General features: G+C 68.6%; 13 protein-coding genes. 12 read left to right on the top strand and 1 reads right to left on the bottom strand.

Going from position 1 to position 16,648, the window contains the following annotated elements; all coding sequences use genetic code 11:
* From D6860_RS11570 to D6860_RS11560, 3 genes are all read left to right on the top strand, one after another.
* Nucleotides 1-2,023, top strand: a 2,023-nt coding sequence (locus D6860_RS11570) for a DUF1989 domain-containing protein (protein WP_128549240.1), incomplete at its 5' end; no start/stop codon positions are given.
* Between the two features lie 109 nt (nt 2,024-2,132).
* The gene (locus D6860_RS11565; RefSeq protein WP_076625163.1) at nt 2,133-3,284 is read left to right on the top strand and encodes an iron-containing alcohol dehydrogenase; all 1,152 of its coding nucleotides are present in this window, start codon (nt 2,133-2,135) and stop codon (nt 3,282-3,284) included.
* Between the two features lie 129 nt (nt 3,285-3,413).
* On the top strand, nt 3,414-4,052 hold the full coding sequence (locus D6860_RS11560; RefSeq protein WP_076625162.1) for a helix-turn-helix domain-containing protein: 639 nt from the start codon (nt 3,414-3,416) through the stop codon (nt 4,050-4,052).
* Nucleotides 4,053-4,089: 37 nt separating this feature from the next.
* Here D6860_RS11560 and D6860_RS11555 read toward each other — a convergent pair whose 3' ends face one another.
* Nucleotides 4,090-5,526: an NCS1 family nucleobase:cation symporter-1 gene (locus tag D6860_RS11555; protein WP_017467633.1), complete on the bottom strand. Its 1,437-nt coding sequence runs from the start codon at nt 5,524-5,526 to the stop codon at nt 4,090-4,092.
* 462 nt (nt 5,527-5,988) lie between these two features.
* On the opposite strand from D6860_RS11555, the gene D6860_RS11550 reads away from it, so the two are divergent.
* The 9 genes from D6860_RS11550 to purU all read left to right on the top strand — a co-directional run bounded on the left by D6860_RS11550 (nt 5,989) and on the right by purU (nt 16,560).
* A complete protein-coding gene (locus D6860_RS11550) occupies nt 5,989-6,882 on the top strand; it encodes a class II glutamine amidotransferase (protein WP_076625161.1) in 894 nt (297 codons plus the stop codon).
* Between the two features lie 44 nt (nt 6,883-6,926).
* A complete protein-coding gene (locus D6860_RS11545) occupies nt 6,927-7,592 on the top strand; it encodes a GltB/FmdC/FwdC-like GXGXG domain-containing protein (protein WP_371683196.1) in 666 nt (221 codons plus the stop codon).
* An 11-nt stretch (nt 7,593-7,603) separates the two neighbouring features.
* On the top strand, nt 7,604-8,929 hold the full coding sequence (locus D6860_RS11540; protein ID WP_017468711.1) for an FMN-binding glutamate synthase family protein: 1,326 nt from the start codon (nt 7,604-7,606) through the stop codon (nt 8,927-8,929).
* Nucleotides 8,930-9,084: 155 nt separating this feature from the next.
* Complete coding sequence (glnT, locus tag D6860_RS11535) at nt 9,085-10,389, top strand: type III glutamate--ammonia ligase (protein WP_076625160.1); 1,305 nt, start codon at nt 9,085-9,087, stop codon at nt 10,387-10,389.
* Nucleotides 10,390-10,659: 270 nt separating this feature from the next.
* Nucleotides 10,660-11,910, top strand: coding sequence for a sarcosine oxidase subunit beta family protein (locus D6860_RS11530; protein WP_076625159.1), 1,251 nt, complete (start codon nt 10,660-10,662; stop codon nt 11,908-11,910).
* 7 nt (nt 11,911-11,917) lie between these two features.
* Nucleotides 11,918-12,196 carry a sarcosine oxidase subunit delta gene (locus D6860_RS11525; protein WP_017468666.1) on the top strand — a complete coding sequence of 93 codons (279 nt, stop codon included), beginning with the start codon at nt 11,918-11,920 and terminating at the stop codon, nt 12,194-12,196.
* Nucleotides 12,193-15,123: a sarcosine oxidase subunit alpha family protein gene (locus D6860_RS11520; RefSeq protein WP_076625158.1), complete on the top strand. Its 2,931-nt coding sequence runs from the start codon at nt 12,193-12,195 to the stop codon at nt 15,121-15,123. The genes D6860_RS11525 and D6860_RS11520 overlap by 4 nt, the downstream gene beginning before the upstream one ends.
* Nucleotides 15,116-15,679: a sarcosine oxidase subunit gamma gene (locus tag D6860_RS11515; RefSeq protein WP_076625157.1), complete on the top strand. Its 564-nt coding sequence runs from the start codon at nt 15,116-15,118 to the stop codon at nt 15,677-15,679. The genes D6860_RS11520 and D6860_RS11515 overlap by 8 nt, the downstream gene beginning before the upstream one ends.
* Nucleotides 15,676-16,560 carry a formyltetrahydrofolate deformylase gene (purU, locus tag D6860_RS11510; RefSeq protein WP_076625156.1) on the top strand — a complete coding sequence of 295 codons (885 nt, stop codon included), beginning with the start codon at nt 15,676-15,678 and terminating at the stop codon, nt 16,558-16,560. Before D6860_RS11515 ends, purU begins: the two co-directional genes overlap by 4 nt.
* Nucleotides 16,561-16,648 lie beyond the last annotated feature (88 nt).

The following is a 16,648-nucleotide window of genomic DNA, read 5'->3' as shown; positions in this document are numbered from 1 at the left end:
GCGGCGCTTCGGCGAGGGCTCGCGGCCGGGCGACAGCGCGCAGTTCACCGCCGGGGGCGACGGGCTGCTGGTGGTCGCGGCTCCCGGCGGGCCGATGGCGCCCGACGCGCAGGACGCGCCGACCGAGCTCCTGCTCTACATCCGGCGTGCCGACCGGCGCAATTTCAAGGGCGCGCATCCGCCGCCCGATCCGCTGGCCGACCCGCTCACCGACCGCAACATCCGCCCCGGCGAGGCCTTCGTCTACGAGGTGCCGAAGGGCGGTTTCATCCAGATCCTCGACGTGCAGGGGCGCGAGTGCTCGGACTTCCAGGCGTTCTCGGCGCGCTCGCTCGACGCGGGCACCCCGCGCGAGATCGACCCGACCGCGACACGCACGATGACCGGGACGATCTACCCGAGGCCGGGACTTGCCGCGAAATACTGGACGGTCGATCTCGAGCCGCTGGTCGAGATCGTGCAGGACACCTGCGGGCGGCACGACACCTTCGGGCTGGCCTGCACCTCGCGCTACTACGACGACATGGGCTACCCGGGCCACGTCAACTGCACCGACAACATCAACGCCGGTCTCGATCCCTACGGGGTGCGCCCGCGCGGCGGCTGGCCGGCGATCAACTTCTTCTTCAACACGCTGATCGACGCCGACCACGGGATCGTCACCGAGGAACCCTGGTCGCGGCCCGGCGACTACGTGCTGCTGCGCGCGATGACCGACCTCGTCTGCGTGTCGACCGCCTGTCCCGACGACATCGACCCGGCCAACGGCTGGAACCCCACCGACATTCAGCTGCGCACGTATGGCGCGAACGAGGACTTCCGCCGCTCGATCGGCTGGCGCAAACGACCGGAGGACGACGTGGCGCACACGCAGGAGACGGGCTTTCATGCCAGCTTTGCCCGGCATACCCGCGATTTCGTGGAATACAACGGCTACTGGCTGCCCAACGGCTTTCCGGGCGAGGGCACGCTCGGCGAATACTGGGCCTGCCGCGAGAAGGTCGCGATCATGGACCTGTCGCCGCTGCGCAAGTTCGAGGTGACGGGCCCGGACGCCGAGGCGCTCATGCAGTATTGCGTCACCCGCAACATGGAGAAGCTCGCGGTAGGGCAGGTGGTCTATACCGCCGTCTGCAGCGAGAACGGCGGGATGATCGACGATGGCACGGTCTTTCGCATGTCCGACCACAATTTCCGCTGGATCGGCGGTTGCGACGGCTCGGGCGCGTTCCTGCGCGAGCAGGCCGAGCGGCTGGGTCTCGACGCGCATGTGCGCAGCTCGACCGACCAGCTCTGCAACGTGGCGCTGCAGGGGCGGCATTCGCGGGCGATCCTGTCGCAGGTGTTCTGGACTGCCCCCGACCGCCCGACGGTGGACGAGCTGGGCTGGTTCCGCTTCACCGTCGCCCGCATCGGCGACTTCCAGGGGGTGCCGGTGGTGATCTCGCGCACCGGCTACACCGGTGAGCTGGGCTACGAGGTCTTCTGCCACCCCAAGGACGCGGGTGCGGTGTTCGACGCGATCTGGGAGGCGGGGCAGCCCTACGGGCTGAAGCCGCTCGGCCTTGCCGCGCTCGACATCCTGCGCATCGAGAGCGGGCTCGCCTTCGCCGGGCACGAGTTCGATGACCGGACCGACCCCTTCGAGGCGGGCATCGGCTTCACCGTGCCGCTCAAGTCCAAGACCTGCGATTTCTCGGGGAGGGCGGCGCTGGAGGAGCGCAAGGCGCATCCGCAACGGCGGCTGGTCGGGCTCGAGATCGACGCGACCACGGTGCCGGCGCATGGCGACTGCGTGCGGATCGGGCGGCAGCAGGTCGGGGTCGTCACCTCGGCGACGCGCTCGCCGATCCTGTCGAAGACCATTGCGCTGGCGCGGATTGATATGCCCCATGCCGAGATCGGAGCCGAGGTGGAGGTCGGCCAGCTCGACGGCCACCAGAAGCGGCTTGCCGCGCGCATCGTGCCGTTCCCGCATTTCGACCCGACCAAGGCGCGGGCAAAGGGTGACTACGGCACCTGATCCCATACGGGCGGTATCACGGGCCGCCCGTTTCGGTGACAGCATTACCACGCGGCCGGTCTCCCACGGGGGCCGGCCGAGACGATGAAGACGAAAAGGACGCTCCCACATGAGCTACGCTGCAAACTGGGCATGGCCCACCCCGATCCGCTTCGGCGCGGGCCGGATCGACGACCTGCCCGACGCCTGCCGCGCCGCCGGCATCAGGAAACCGCTGGTGGTCACCGACCGCGGGCTCGCGGCGCTGCCGATGACGGCGCTGGTGCTCGACATCCTCCGGAAGGCGGGCTTCGACGCGGATCTCTTCGCGGACGTCGACCCCAACCCCAACGAGCGCAACCTCGGCGTCGGCGTGGTGACCTTCAAGCAGGGCCGGCACGACGGGGTCGTAGCGCTGGGCGGCGGCTCGGGGCTGGATCTCGGGAAGCTCATCGCGTTCATGGCGGGGCAGTCGCGCCCGGTCTGGGATTTCGAGGATATCGGCGACTGGTGGACCCGCGCCGATGCCGAGGCCATCGCCTCCATCGTCGCGATCCCCACCACCGCCGGTACCGGCGCCGAGGTCGGCCGGGCCTCGGTGCTGACGGACTCGGAAACGCACCGGAAGAAGATCATCTTCCATCCGCAGATGATGCCCGCGCAGGTGATCTGCGACCCGGAACTGACCGTCGGGATGCCGCCCTTCATCACCGCCGGCACCGGTGTCGATGCGCTGGCGCATTGCATCGAGGCCTATTGCTCGCCGACCTATGCGCCGATGCACGACGGCGTCGCGCTCGAAGGTTTGCGGCTGTGCAAGGACTACCTGCCGCGCGCCTACCGCGACGGCACCGACATCGAGGCGCGGGCGCAGATGATGACCGCCGCCGCCGCCGGGGCGACGGCCTTTCAGAAAGGGCTGGGCGCGATCCATGCGCTCTCGCATCCCGTCGGCGCGCATCACGACACCCACCACGGCACGACGAACGGCGTGGTCATGCTGCCGGTCTTGCGCTTCAACCGTCCCGCCATCGAGGAGAAGATCGCCCGCGCCGCCGCCTATCTCGGGCTCGAGCCGAGCTTCGACGCCTTCCTGAGCTGGATCGAGGCGCTGCTTGCCGAGTTGCAGATCCCCACGACGCTCGATGCGCTTGGCGTCACCGATCCCGACCTCGATGCGCTCTGTGCCGCGGCGCTCGTCGATCCGACTGCCGGCACCAATCCGGTGCCGCTCACGGCCGAGAACGTCCGCCCGCTCTACGAGAGCTGTTTCCAGTCATGAGCTGCGCATGATCTTCCGTTTCCGGTCCCGCACCGTCATGCCCTGCCGCCTGCGCCCCTGGACGGGAGGCTTGACATGAACCTGCCACCGCCTGCACGACGGGGCGCCCGGACCGGAAATGGAAGACGCATGAAGAGCGAGACGCAGACCAAGCTCACCCAGAACCCGCACGCCGTTCGCGAGCAGCGGGAAAAGAACCTCGAGGTCGCCATCGGGCGACAGGTGCGCGAGCTGCGAAAGCGCCAGCGCATGACCGGCTCCGAGCTGGCGACGCAGACCGGGCTGTCGGTGGGGATGCTGTCCAAGATCGAGAACGGGGTGATCTCGCCTTCGCTCAACACGCTGCAGGCGCTTGCCAACGCGCTGCGGGTGCCGCTGGTGCAGCTGTTCTCGGGCTTCGAGGAGCCGCGCGGCGCGATGCACGTCAAGGCGGGGCAGGGTGTCGAGATAGAGCGCGCGGGCACCCGGGCGGGGCACCAGTACAACCTGCTGGGCCACATCGGCTCGAACAACTCGGGCGTGGTGGTCGAGCCCTACCTGATCACGCTCGACAACGACTCCGACCGCTTCCCGGCCTTCCAGCACGAGGGGATCGAACTGATCTACATGCTCGAGGGCGTGCTCGACTACCGCCACGGCGACCAGCTCTACCTGCTCGAGCCCGGCGACTCGCTGCTGTTCGATTCCGATGCGCCGCACGGGCCCGAGGGGCTGGTGCAGCTGCCGGCACGCTACCTGTCGATCATCACCTACCCTCAGGCGCGCTGAGGTCGGGCGGGCCGGCGGCCCGCCCCGCGCGCATGGCTCAGGCTGTGCGCTTCTTCGCCAGCAGGTAGAAGATCGCGCCGCCGATCACCGCGCCGAACACCCAGGCATAGCCCGACAGGCTCGCCAGCACCGGCACCCAGACCGTTGCCACCGAGAACACCGCCGCGATGCAGAAGGCGATCAGCGCCGAATTGTTCCAGCCGTTGCCGTAGTGGTATTCGCCGCCGCGCAGGTCATACAGCGCATCGCGGTTCAGCACCTGCTTCCGCAGCAGGTAGTAGTCGACGATCATGATGCCGTAGATCGGCGCCAGCGTCGCGCCGAGCGTGTTCACGAAACCCGAGATGCCGAACTGGCTGATGAAGCTGTTCCAGAAGCCGCCGATCACCAGCGCGAAGCCCGAGGTGATGAGCCCCGCAGCCCGGAAGCCGATCTTCGTCGGCGCGAGGTTGGCGATGCCGTTCACCGCCGGGATGAAGTTCGCCACGAGGTTGATGCCCACGGTCGCCGCGAAGAAGGTGACGGCGGCGATCATGCCGAGGATGACGCTGTCGGTGCGGCCGACGATCTCGGTCGGGTTGATGATCTCCTCGCCGTAGACGACCGCCGCGCCGGCGGTCGTCAGCAGCGCCAGCGCCGAGAACAGGATCATGTTGAAGGGCAGCCCGACGAGGTTGCCGAGCACCATGGCGCGCCGGTCCCTGGCGTAGCGCGAGAAGTCGCTGAAGTTGATCATCACCGCGGCGAAATAGGCCACCATGGTGCCGACGATGGCGACGAACCCGTTGAACTCGGTCGCGAAGGTCGCCTCGGGGTTGGCGAAGATGGTTTGCGCCTGCGCCAGCAGCTGGCCGTCGGATTTCTGCCAGAGCAGGATCACGAGGCCGATCATCACCAGGTAGACGAAGGGCCCGGCCACGTTGAGGAAGCCCTCGACCCAGTTCATGCCGCGCCAGAAGATCACGATGTGAAAGGCCCAGACGATCACGAAGGACAGCCAGTCGATACCGGTGAGGCCCAGCACCGTGGTGCCGCCCTCGGCCCCGGTGAGCGAGCGGATCAGCAGCGCCAGCGCGGTCGAGGCGAAGTAGACCTGCACGCCGTACCAGAACACCGCCACCGTCGCCCGCAGCACCGCCGGCAGCTTGGCGCCCGCCGTGCCGAGGCTCGCGCGGGCGAACACCGGGTAGGGGATGCCGTAGGTCTCGCCCGGCCGTCCCGAGAGGTTGACGAGGAACATCACGAAGACCCCGGCGGCGATCAGCGCGGCAAAGGCGGTCCAGCCGCTCACCCCGAACGAGATGAAGAGCGAGGCCACCAGCGAGTAGCCGAACAGCGACTGGATGTCGTTCGCCCAGATGTTGAAGATCGCGAACCAGCTCCACGTCTTCTCGGAGGGTGACACCGGGCTCAGCGTGTCGTCCTGCGCGTGCGGGGGCGCCGCGTAGCCCTCGGCGTCTGTGTTCAGTGTCATGGCGGTCTCCGTTCGGATTGTGGTTGGCCGTGCATCTGCCGGTGGTGTGGTGCCGCGCCGTTAATCTACACCCCGCAACGCGTCGAGGACGAAGGAAAGCGTCCCCAACCGCGGAGTGGTGGGATGGTGGCACCTCGGAAGCGATTGCACAAGAATTAGGCGATCAGCCCCGGCTGTCACGCGCCTGCGCCCTGTCTCGATAGTGAAACGGCAGACCTTTCCGGACACCCTGATTCCCTGCGCTCGGGGCGCGTCCTGAAGACTTTCCCGCGCGGTTGTCCCGTTGCCAAGGGCGCCAGCGCCGCGTTCGGCAACGGTCGGATATTGCCTGCGAAACGAGCATTTCCGCCGCGCCCGTCGTATTTTCTGCGAGTGAAGTTTTTTTCCTTGTAGTGAATAATGCGTTGTGGTTACTCCATGTGCGACAGAGGGCAGACCCGCCCGAGACGAACGGAGACAACCATGTGTGGCATCGTAGGATTGTTCCTGAAGAAGGATGACCTCCGCCCCCGCCTGGGCGACATGCTGACCGACATGCTCATCACCATGACCGACCGCGGCCCCGACAGCGCCGGGATCGCGATCTACGGGGCGCAGGGCGAGGGGCACAAGATCACCGTCCAGTCCGACACCCCGGTCGAGGATTTCGCCGGGCTCGACATCGCGCTCGGCGAGGCCCTTGGGGCGCCCGTGGCGATGAAGCAGGCGGACACCCACGCGGTGCTCACCGTGCCCGGCGATGCCCTGAAGCCGGCGGCCGCCTTCCTCGAGGCGCGCGGCCTGCGCATCATGGGCGCCGGCGAGGCGATGGAGATCTACAAGGAGGTGGGGCTGCCGCGCGACGTGGCCGCGCGCTTCGACCTGCGCTCGATGGGCGGCACCCACGGCATCGGCCATACCCGCATGGCCACCGAAAGCGCCGTCACCACGCTTGGTGCGCACCCGTTCTCGACCGACGAGGACCAGTGCCTCGTGCACAACGGCTCGCTGTCGAACCACAACTCGATGCGCCGGCTGCTGACCGAGAAGGGCTTCGCGCCGAAGACCGAGAACGATACCGAGGTCGCCGCCTGCTACATCTCCTCGCGGCTGGCCGAGGGAGCCAACCTCGGCGAGGCGCTCGAGGGCACGATCCGCGATCTCGACGGCTTCTTCACCTTCGTCATGGGCACGAAAACCGGCTTCGGCGTGGTCCGTGACCCGATCGCCTGCAAGCCCGCGGTGATGGCCGAAACCGACGATTACGTCGCCTTCGGCAGCGAATACCGCGCCTTTGCCGACCTGCCGGGGATCGACACCGCGAAGATCTGGGAGCCCGAACCCGCCACCGTCTATTTCTGGGAGCGCGACGCATGACCGCCACCGCACAGGCCACCACCTCCGACGTGCAGACGCTCGACATGGCCGAGATCGAGCTGCGCGAGGTCAACAGCACCCTGCAGGGGGCGCCCGCCACCAACCGCACGCAGTTCGAGGTGCTCAACACCCGTGGCAGCCATGCCATCGCCGTGGGCCTCGACGCCGACATCGAGGTCACCGTGAAGGGCTCCACCGGCTACTATTGCGCCGGCATGAACAAGCAGGCCACGGTGCATGTCACCGGCTCCGTGGGCCCGGGCGTGGCCGAGAACATGATGAGCGGCACGGTGATCGTCGACGGCGACGCCTCGCAATACGCCGGCGCCACGGCGCATGGCGGGCTGCTGGTGATCAAGGGCAACGCCTCGTCGCGCTGCGGTATCTCGATGAAGGGCATCGACATCGTGGTGCATGGCAACATCGGCCACATGTCCGCCTTCATGGCGCAGAAGGGCAACCTCGTGGTGCTGGGCGATGCGGGCTCTGCGCTCGGCGACTCGGTCTACGAGGCCCGGCTCTTCGTGCGCGGCTCGGTGGCCTCGCTCGGCGCCGACTGCATCGAGAAGGAGATGCGCCCCGAGCATCTCGAGCTGCTGGCCGACCTGCTGGAAAAGGCGGGCGCCGACGCGAAGCCCGAGGACTTCAAGCGCTACGGCTCGGCCCGCAAGCTCTACCACTTCAACATCGACCACGCCGACGAATACTGAAGGACGCCGCCATGAAAGACACGCCCCAGACCATGCCGCGCCAGTCCTGGACCTTCTCCAACGAGGTGAACTCCGAGATCCGGCGCGCCGCCCATACCGGCATCTACGACATCCGTGGCGGCGGCGCGAAACGCCGGGTGCCGCATTTCGATGACCTGCTGTTTCTCGGCGCGTCGATGTCGCGCTACCCGCTCGAGGGCTACCGCGAGAAATGCGAGACCTCCGTCACTCTCGGCACCCGGTTTGCCAAGAAACCCATCGAGCTGAAGATCCCGATCACCATCGCCGGCATGTCCTTCGGCTCGCTGTCGGGTCCGGCGAAAGAGGCGCTCGGGCGCGGCGCGACGATGGCCGGCACCTCGACCACCACCGGCGACGGCGGCATGACCGAGGAAGAGCGCGGCCATTCCGAAAAGCTCGTCTACCAGTACCTGCCCAGCCGCTACGGCATGAACCCCGACGACCTGCGCCGCGCCGACGCCATCGAGGTGGTGGTGGGGCAGGGCGCCAAGCCCGGCGGCGGCGGCATGCTGCTGGGGCAGAAGATCACCGAGCGCGTCGCCGGCATGCGCGACCTTCCGCAGGGCATCGACCAGCGCTCCGCCTGCCGTCACCCGGACTGGACCGGACCGGACGACCTCGAGATCAAGATCCTCGAACTGCGCGAGATCACCGGCTGGGAAAAGCCCATCTACATCAAGGTCGGCGGCGCGCGCCCCTACTACGACGTGGCGCTCTCGGTGAAGGCCGGCGCCGACGTCATCGTCCTCGATGGCATGCAGGGCGGCACGGCGGCCACGCAGGACGTATTCATCGAGCACGTCGGCCAGCCGACGCTGGCCTGCATCCGGCCCGCCGTGAAGGCGCTGCAGGACCTCGGCATGCACCGCAAGGTTCAGCTGGTGGTCTCGGGCGGCATCCGCACCGGCGCCGATGTCGCCAAGGCGCTGGCGCTCGGCGCCGACGCGGTCTCCATCGGCACCGCCGCCCTCGTGGCCCTCGGCGACAACGACCCGAAATGGGAGCAGGAATACCGCGCCCTCGGCTCGACCACCGGCGCCTATGACGACTGGCACGAAGGCCGCGATCCCGCCGGCATCACCACGCAGGACCCCGAGCTGATGGCGCGGCTCGACCCGGTCGAGGCCGGGCGGCGCCTGCGCAACTACCTCAACGTGCTCACGCTCGAATGCCAGACGCTGGCCCGCGCCTGCGGCCACAACCACGTGCACAACCTCGAACCCGAGGATCTCTGCGCGCTCACCATGGAGGCCGCCGCGATGGCGCAGGTGCCGCTCGCCGGCACCGACTGGTATCCCGGCAAGCCCGGGTTCTGAGCCACGGCCACGACAACCGGCCGAACGGCACCGCTCTCCCCCGGCAGGCTGCTTCTTCTGGCTGAAAATATCCCGGGGGTCCGGGGGCAGCGCCCCCGGTGGATCGAAGCGCCGCAAGGCGCTTCGAAACCGGCACAACAGGGACACAAAGAACAATGACCGATCTCGCCGCCTTCGCCCGCGAAAAGGGCGTGAAGTACTTCATGATCTCCTTCACCGACCTGTTCGGCGGCCAGCGGGCCAAGCTCGTGCCGGCGCAGGCCATCACCGACATGGCACGGGATGGCGCGGGCTTCGCGGGCTTCGCCACCTGGCTCGACATGACGCCCGCGCATCCCGACATGCTGGCGGTGCCCGACCCCGAAACGGTGATCCAGCTGCCCTGGAAGCCCGAGGTCGCCTGGGTCGCCGCCAACTGCGTCATGGAGGACGAGGAGGTGCCGCAGGCCCCTCGCAACGTGCTGCGCGCGCTGGTGGCCGAGGCCGAAAAGGAGGGATTGCGCGTGAAGACCGGCATCGAGGCCGAGTTCTTCCTGCTCACCCCCGAGGGCACGAAGATCTCGGACGAGGCCGACACCGCCGAGAAGCCCTGCTACGATCAGCAGGCGGTGATGCGCCGCTACGACGTCATCGCCGAGATCTGCGACTACATGCTCGAGCTGGGCTGGGGCCCGTACCAGAACGACCACGAGGACGCCAACGGCCAGTTCGAGATGAACTGGGAATTCGACGACGCACTCGTCACCGCCGACCGCCACAGCTTCTTCAAGTTCATGGTCAAGTCGGTGGCCGAGAAGCACGGGCTGCGCGCCACCTTCATGCCCAAGCCGATCGAGGGGCTGACCGGCAACGGCTGCCACGCGCATATCTCGGTCTGGGATCTCGCGGGGGAAACCAATGCCTTCGCGGACCCCTCGAAGGAGCTGGGTCTGTCCGACAAGGGCCGCACTTTCCTCGGCGGCATCATGAAGCACGCCACCGCGATGGCGGCGATCACCAACCCCACGGTCAACAGCTACAAGCGCATCAACGCGCCGCGCACGCTGTCGGGCGCGACATGGGCGCCCAACACGGTCACATGGACCGGCAACAACCGCACCCACATGGTGCGCGTGCCGGGGCCGGGCCGCTTCGAGCTGCGGCTGCCCGACGGCGCGGCGAACCCCTACCTGCTGCAGGCGGTCATCATCGCCGCGGGTCTCTCGGGCATCCGCTCCAAGGCCAGCCCCGGGCCGCGTTACGACATCGACATGTATGCCGAGGGCCACACGGTGCGCGACGCGCCGAAACTGCCGCTCAACATGCTCGACGCGATCCGCGCGCTCGACGCCGACGAGGAACTGAAGGAGATGATGGGCACCGATTTCGCCGCCTCCTTCATCAAGAAGAAGCGCGAGGAATGGGACAGCTTCGTGTCGCATTTCTCGAACTGGGAACGCGAGCACACGCTCGACATCTGAGGGCGCGGGAACATGTCTGCAAGCCTCCGACGGGCTGAGGCGCCACCGCTGGCGGCCCGGGTCTTCCGGCCGGAAACGGGCCGCGGCCGACCTTGGGTGGGCGTCTGGTGCGATTGCTCGATGTGCAGCGGTCAGATCGCGGGTCACGCACGAGCCGCGCGGGCCGGCACCGTGACGCCCGCCCGGGGGGAAGGGCGGGCGTGGCCCGTCCTGCGGCCGGGCGCCAGGATGCAAACTATATCCCGCAACCTTCCGAAAGGGGGCTGACCCATGCAGTTCAACGGCCTCCGCGTCCTCTGGGAGGGGCTGACCGGTCACCGGGGCTGGAAACCGCTCTGGCGCGATCCCGAGCCGCAGCCCGAATACGACTTCATCGTCGTCGGCGGCGGCGGGCACGGGCTCGCCACCGCCTACTACCTTGCCAACACCTTCGGCGAGGCGCGCGTCGCGGTTCTTGAAAAGGGCTGGCTCGGCTCGGGCAACATCGGGCGCAACACCACGATCATCCGCTCCAACTACCTGCTGCCCGGCAACCAGCCCTTCTACGAGTTCTCGATGAAGCTCTGGGAGGGGCTCGAGCAGGAATTCAACTTCAACGCCATGGTGTCGCAGCGCGGCATCCTGAACCTCTGCCACAGCGACGGCCAGCGCGATGCCTTCCGGCGGCGTGGAAACGCGATGCTGCTCTCCGGCGCCGATGCCGAACTGCTCGGCGCCGAAGCGGTGCGGTCGATGTATCCGTTCCTCAACTTCGACAACGCCCGCTTTCCCATCAAGGGCGGGCTGCTGCAACGCCGCGCCGGCACTGCGCGGCACGACGGCGTGGCCTGGGGCTATGCCCGCGGCGCCGACCGCAAGGGCGTCGACATCATCCAGAACTGCGAGGTCACCGGCTTCCGCATCGAGGCGGGCGCGGTCCGCGGCGTCGAGACCTCGCGCGGCTTCATCGGCGCGAGGAAGGTCGGCGTCGCCGTCGCGGGTTCGTCCTCGCGGGTGATGGCAAAGGCCGGGATGCGCCTTCCGATCGAAAGCCACGTTCTGCAGGCCTTCGTCTCCGAGGGGCTGAAGCCGGTGCTCGACGGCGTCATCACCTTCGGTGCGGGGCATTTCTACGTCAGCCAGTCCGACAAGGGCGGGCTGGTCTTCGGCGGCGACATCGACGGCTACAACTCCTACGCGCAGCGCGGCAACCTGCCGGTGGTCGAGGACGTGATCGAGGGCGGCATGGCACTGATGCCGATGCTCGGTCGGGCCCGGCTGCTGCGCAGCTGGGGCGGCATCATGGACATGTCGATGGACGGCTCGCCGATCATCGACGCCACCCACATCGACGGTCTCTACCTGAACGCGGGCTGGTGTTACGGCGGCTTCAAGGCGACGCCCGCCAGCGGCTACGCCTTCGCCCATCTGCTCGCCACCGGCCGCCCGCATCCGACCGCCACCGCCTTCCGGCTCGACCGCTTCGCGCGTGGCGAACTCATCGACGAAAAGGGCGTGGGCGCCCAGCCGAACCTGCACTGAGGACATCATGCTGATTCCCCATCCGCTTCTCGGGCCCCGCGACGCACAGGAGTTCACCTATCTCGGCGATGCGTCGCTGCTCGACCGCCCCGACGGCATGGCCGAGGGCGCCGAAGCCGCGTTCTTCGACTACACCTACCTGCGCGACAACCCGGCCGGCCTGCACCGCGAGCTCTGGTTCCACGAGCAGGGCGACCGGTCGTGGCTCGTCGTGACGCGCGACACCACCACGCATGAGATCGTCTCGGCCGAGCTCGCCTCGGACGTGAAGCGGAGGGGCCAATGACCCGGCTCGCAGGCGGCGCGATCGACCGCGGCAGGACGCTGTCCTTCACCTTCGACGGCACGCGCTACGAGGGGCACCCGGGCGACACCCTGGCCTCGGCGCTGCTGGCGAACGGCGTGCGGCTGGTGGGGCGCAGCTTCAAGTATCACCGCCCGCGCGGCATCTTCACCGCCGGCTCGGAAGAGCCCAACGCGCTGGTGACGCTGGGGCAGGGGGCGCGCGCCGAACCCAACACCCGTGCCACCTGCGTCGAGCTCTTCGACGGGCTGACCGCCAGCAGCCAGAACCGCTGGCCGTCGCTCGGCTTCGACGCGCTGGCGGTGAACGACGCGCTGGCGCCGTTCTTCGCGGCGGGCTTTTACTACAAGACCTTCATGCAGCCGGCCGCGTTCTGGGAAAAGTTCTACGAGCCGATGATCCGCCGCGCGGCGGGCTTGGGCCGGCTTTCGACCGAACCCGATCCCGATGCCTACGACCGCGGCTACCTGCACTGCGATCTGCTGGTCATCGGCGGTGGCGCGGCGGGGCTCGCCGCCGCGCTCACCGCCGGGCGGAGCGGTGCGCGGGTGATCCTCGCGGACGAGGACTTCCGGCTCGGCGGGCGGCTGCTGGCAGAAAGCCACGCGCTCGACGATGCACCGGCCTCCGAGTGGATCGAGGCCGTCGCGGCGGAGCTTGCGGGCCTGCCGAACGTCCGGCTCATGCCGCGGACCACGGTCTTCGGCAGCTACGACCACGGCGTCTTCGGCGCGGTCGAGCGGGTGGGCGACCACATGCCCGCGCCGCGAGGCGTCCGACAGACGCTCTGGCGGATCACCACGCGGCGCTCGGTGCTTGCCGCCGGGGCGCTCGAGCGGCACATTCCGTTTGCCGGCAACGACCGACCGGGCATCATGCTCGCGGGCGCCATGCGGGCCTATGCCAACCGTTGGGCGGTGAGCCCGCAGGCCACACCTGCCGACCGCGTGGCGATCTTCACAAGCACCGACGACGGCCACCGCACGGCGCGGGACCTCGTGGCCCACGGGGTGCCGCTGCTGGGGGTGATCGACCCACGCGAGGACGCGCCGCGCTTCGGAGACTACCACGTCTTCCGCGGCGCGGTGGTCAGCGGCGCCAAGGGGCGCCGCGCACTGTCGTCCATCGAGATCACCCGGGACGGCCGCAGCGAGTGGCTGGAATGCGCGGCGCTTGGCGTCTCGGGCGGATGGAACCCGAACCACGCGCTGGCCTCGCATCATCGCGGCCGGCCGGTCTGGTCCGAGGCGCATCTTGCCTTCCTGCCGCCCGCCGAGCTGCCGTCGGGCATGTCGGTCGCGGGCGCGGCGGCGGGGCAGGGCACCACCCACGCCGCGCTGCGCTCGGGCGCCGAGGCCGCACGGGCGGCGCTCGATCTCGACCGTCTGCCGGAGCTGCCGGTGGCCGAGGACCGGCCCGCCGCGCAGGTCGCCCTCTGGCATGTGCCGGGACGCGGCCGCGCCTGGGTCGACTTCCAGAACGACGTGACCGTCAAGGACATCGCGCTGGCGCATCGCGAGAACATGCGCTCGGTCGAGCATCTCAAGCGCTGGACGACGCTCGGGATGGCCACGGATCAGGGCAAGACCTCGAACGTCACGGCGCTCGCGGTGATGGCGGAGCTGACCGGCAAGGGCATCCCCGAGACAGGCACGACGATCTTCCGCCCGCCCTACACGCCGGTGGCGCTCGGCGTGCTCGGCGGCGGCGACAGCGGCGCCCACTTCCGGCCGACGCGGCTCACGCCCACGCACCCCTGGGCCGAAGCGCGGGGCGCGGCCTTCGTCGAGGTCGGGCAATGGATGCGGGCGCAGTATTTCCCCCGTCCGGGCGAAACCCACTGGCGCCATAGCGTCGACCGCGAGGTGCTGGCGGTGCGCTCCGGTGTCGGGCTCTGCGACGTGACCACGCTGGGCAAGATCGACGTGCAGGGCGCGGATGCCGGCGCCTTCCTGCACCGGGTCTACGCCAACATGATGGGCACGCTGAAGGTGGGCCGCGTCCGCTACGGGATCATGCTGCGCGAGGACGGCTTCCTCTACGACGACGGCACCTGCGCGCGGCTGGCCGAGGATCACTACGTGGTCACCACCACCACCGCCAACGCCGGGCTGGTCTACCGGCAGATGGAATTCGCCCGCCAGTGCCTCTGGCCCGAGATGGACGTGCAGCTGATCTCGACCACCGACGCCTGGGCGCAGATCGCCGTGGCAGGGCCGAAGTCGCGGACACTGCTGTCGCGGATCGTCGACGATTTCGATCTCTCGACCGAGGCCTTCCCGTTCATGGGCTGCGCCGAACTCACGGTGTGCGGGGGCCTGCGCGCGCGGCTCTTCCGGATCTCGTTCTCGGGCGAGCTTGCCTATGAGCTCGCGGTGCCCGCCCGCTACGGCAACGCGCTGATGGCGCGGCTGATGGAAGCGGGCGACGACCTTGGCGTGACGCCCTACGGCACCGAGGCACTGGCGGTTCTGCGGATCGAGAAGGGCCATGCAGCCGGGGCCGAACTGAACGGCCAGACCACCGCGCAGATGCTGGGGCTGGGTCGGATGGTGTCGCGCAAGAAGGACTCCATTGGTGCGGTGATGTCACGGCGCGAGGCGCTCGAGGCCGACACCCGCCGGCTCGTGGGGCTGAGACCGCTGGACCCGCAGCAGCGCATTCCGGCGGGGGCGCATCTTTTCGTGACCGGCGCACCGCAGGCCACCGGGACCGACCAGGGCTGGGTGACTTCGGCCTGTTACTCGCCGCATCTCGAGAGCCACATTGCGCTGGGGTTCCTCGAGGACGGCGAGGCCCGGATGGGCGAGACCATCGTCGCCGCCAACCCGCTCGAGGGCGAGCAGGTCGAGGTGACCGTGGTGAGTCCGCATTTCATCGACCCGGAAGGAGACCGTCTGCGTGTCTGAGCTGGAACCGATCTCTGCGCTCGGCACGGCCGAGCCCCGCGTTGCCACCCGTGGCGCGCTCATGCTTCGCGAGAACGCGGACGTCGGGCTTGCCTCGCTGGCGCTGCGCCGGGGGGCCGCCGCGCCGCAGCCCTTCGGACTGGCGCTGCCCGGGCCGGGCGCATTCGTGGCGGGCGAGGGGGCGCAGGCCTTCTGGACCGGGCCCGGGCAGTGGATGATCCTGCGCGAGGGCGGGGCGGACCAGGACGTGGCGGCAGAACTCGCCGCCGAGGCGCCGGGCTGTTCGGTGACCGAGCAGACCGACGGCTGGGTCGCCGTCGAGATCGCCTCGTCGCAGGGCGCCGCGCCGGTCGAGAGGCTGCTGGAAAAGCTCGTGAACATCCCTCCCGCGTCGCTTTCGCCGGATCGTGCGACGCGGACGGTATTGCACCACATGAGCGTGTTCGTCATTCGTCGTTCGGAGGACCGGCTCGCGGTCCTCGGGATGCGCTCGGCGGCCGGGACGCTCTGGCATGTGCTCGACGCGGCCGCGAAACGACTGGAGACCAACGAATGAGCAAATTCGCCCTGACCGTGACCTGCCCCTCGACGCGCGGGATCGTGGCCGCCATCGCAACCTTCCTTGCCGAGAAGGGCTGCAACATCACGGACAGCTCGCAGTTCGACGATTTCGAGACCGGCAACTTCTTCATGCGCGTGAGCTTCCAGAGCGAGACCGGGGCGACGCTCGACGAGCTGCAGGCGGGCCTTGCCGAGACCGCCAAGACCTTCGAGATGGACTACGCGTTCCATGACGAGGCCGAGAAGATGAAGGTCATCATCATGGTCTCGCGCTTCGGGCACTGCCTGAACGACCTGCTCTACCGCTGGCGCATCGGAGCGCTGCCGATCGACATCGTGGCGGTGATCTCGAACCACATGGACTACCAGAAGCTGGTGGTGAACCACGACATTCCCTTCCACTGCATCCGCGTGACCAAGGAGAACAAACCGCAGGCCGAGGCGCGGATCATGGAGGTGGTCGAGGAAACCGGCGCCGAGCTCGTGGTGCTGGCGCGCTACATGCAGATCCTCTCGGACGAGATGTGCAAGAAGATGTCGGGCCGGATCATCAACATCCACCACTCGTTCCTGCCGTCGTTCAAGGGCGCGAACCCCTACAAGCAGGCCTTCGAGCGGGGCGTGAAGCTGATCGGGGCGACGTCGCACTACGTGACCGCCGATCTCGACGAGGGGCCGATCATCGAGCAGGACACCGTGCGGGTGACGCATGCGCAATCGCCCGAGGACTACGTCTCGCTTGGCCGAGACGTCGAGGCCTCGGTGCTGGCGCGCGCCATCCACGCGCACATCCACCGCCGGGTCTTCCTGAACGGCAACAAGACGGTGGTGTTCCCGGCAAACCCCGGCAGCTACGCCAGCGAGCGCATGGGGTGATGTCCGGTCCGGCCCTCCTGGGCCGGCAATCGCTCCGGGGGAGCGATTGAGGACATCACGGGCGGAGCCCCGGGGCGTCATGTCCGGT

Source organism: Salipiger sp. D13 (assembly GCF_003703915.1).
In the GTDB taxonomy this organism is placed as follows: Bacteria; Pseudomonadota; Alphaproteobacteria; order Rhodobacterales; family Rhodobacteraceae; genus Salipiger; species Salipiger profundus.
This window is presented reverse-complemented; position numbering and strand designations above follow the sequence as displayed.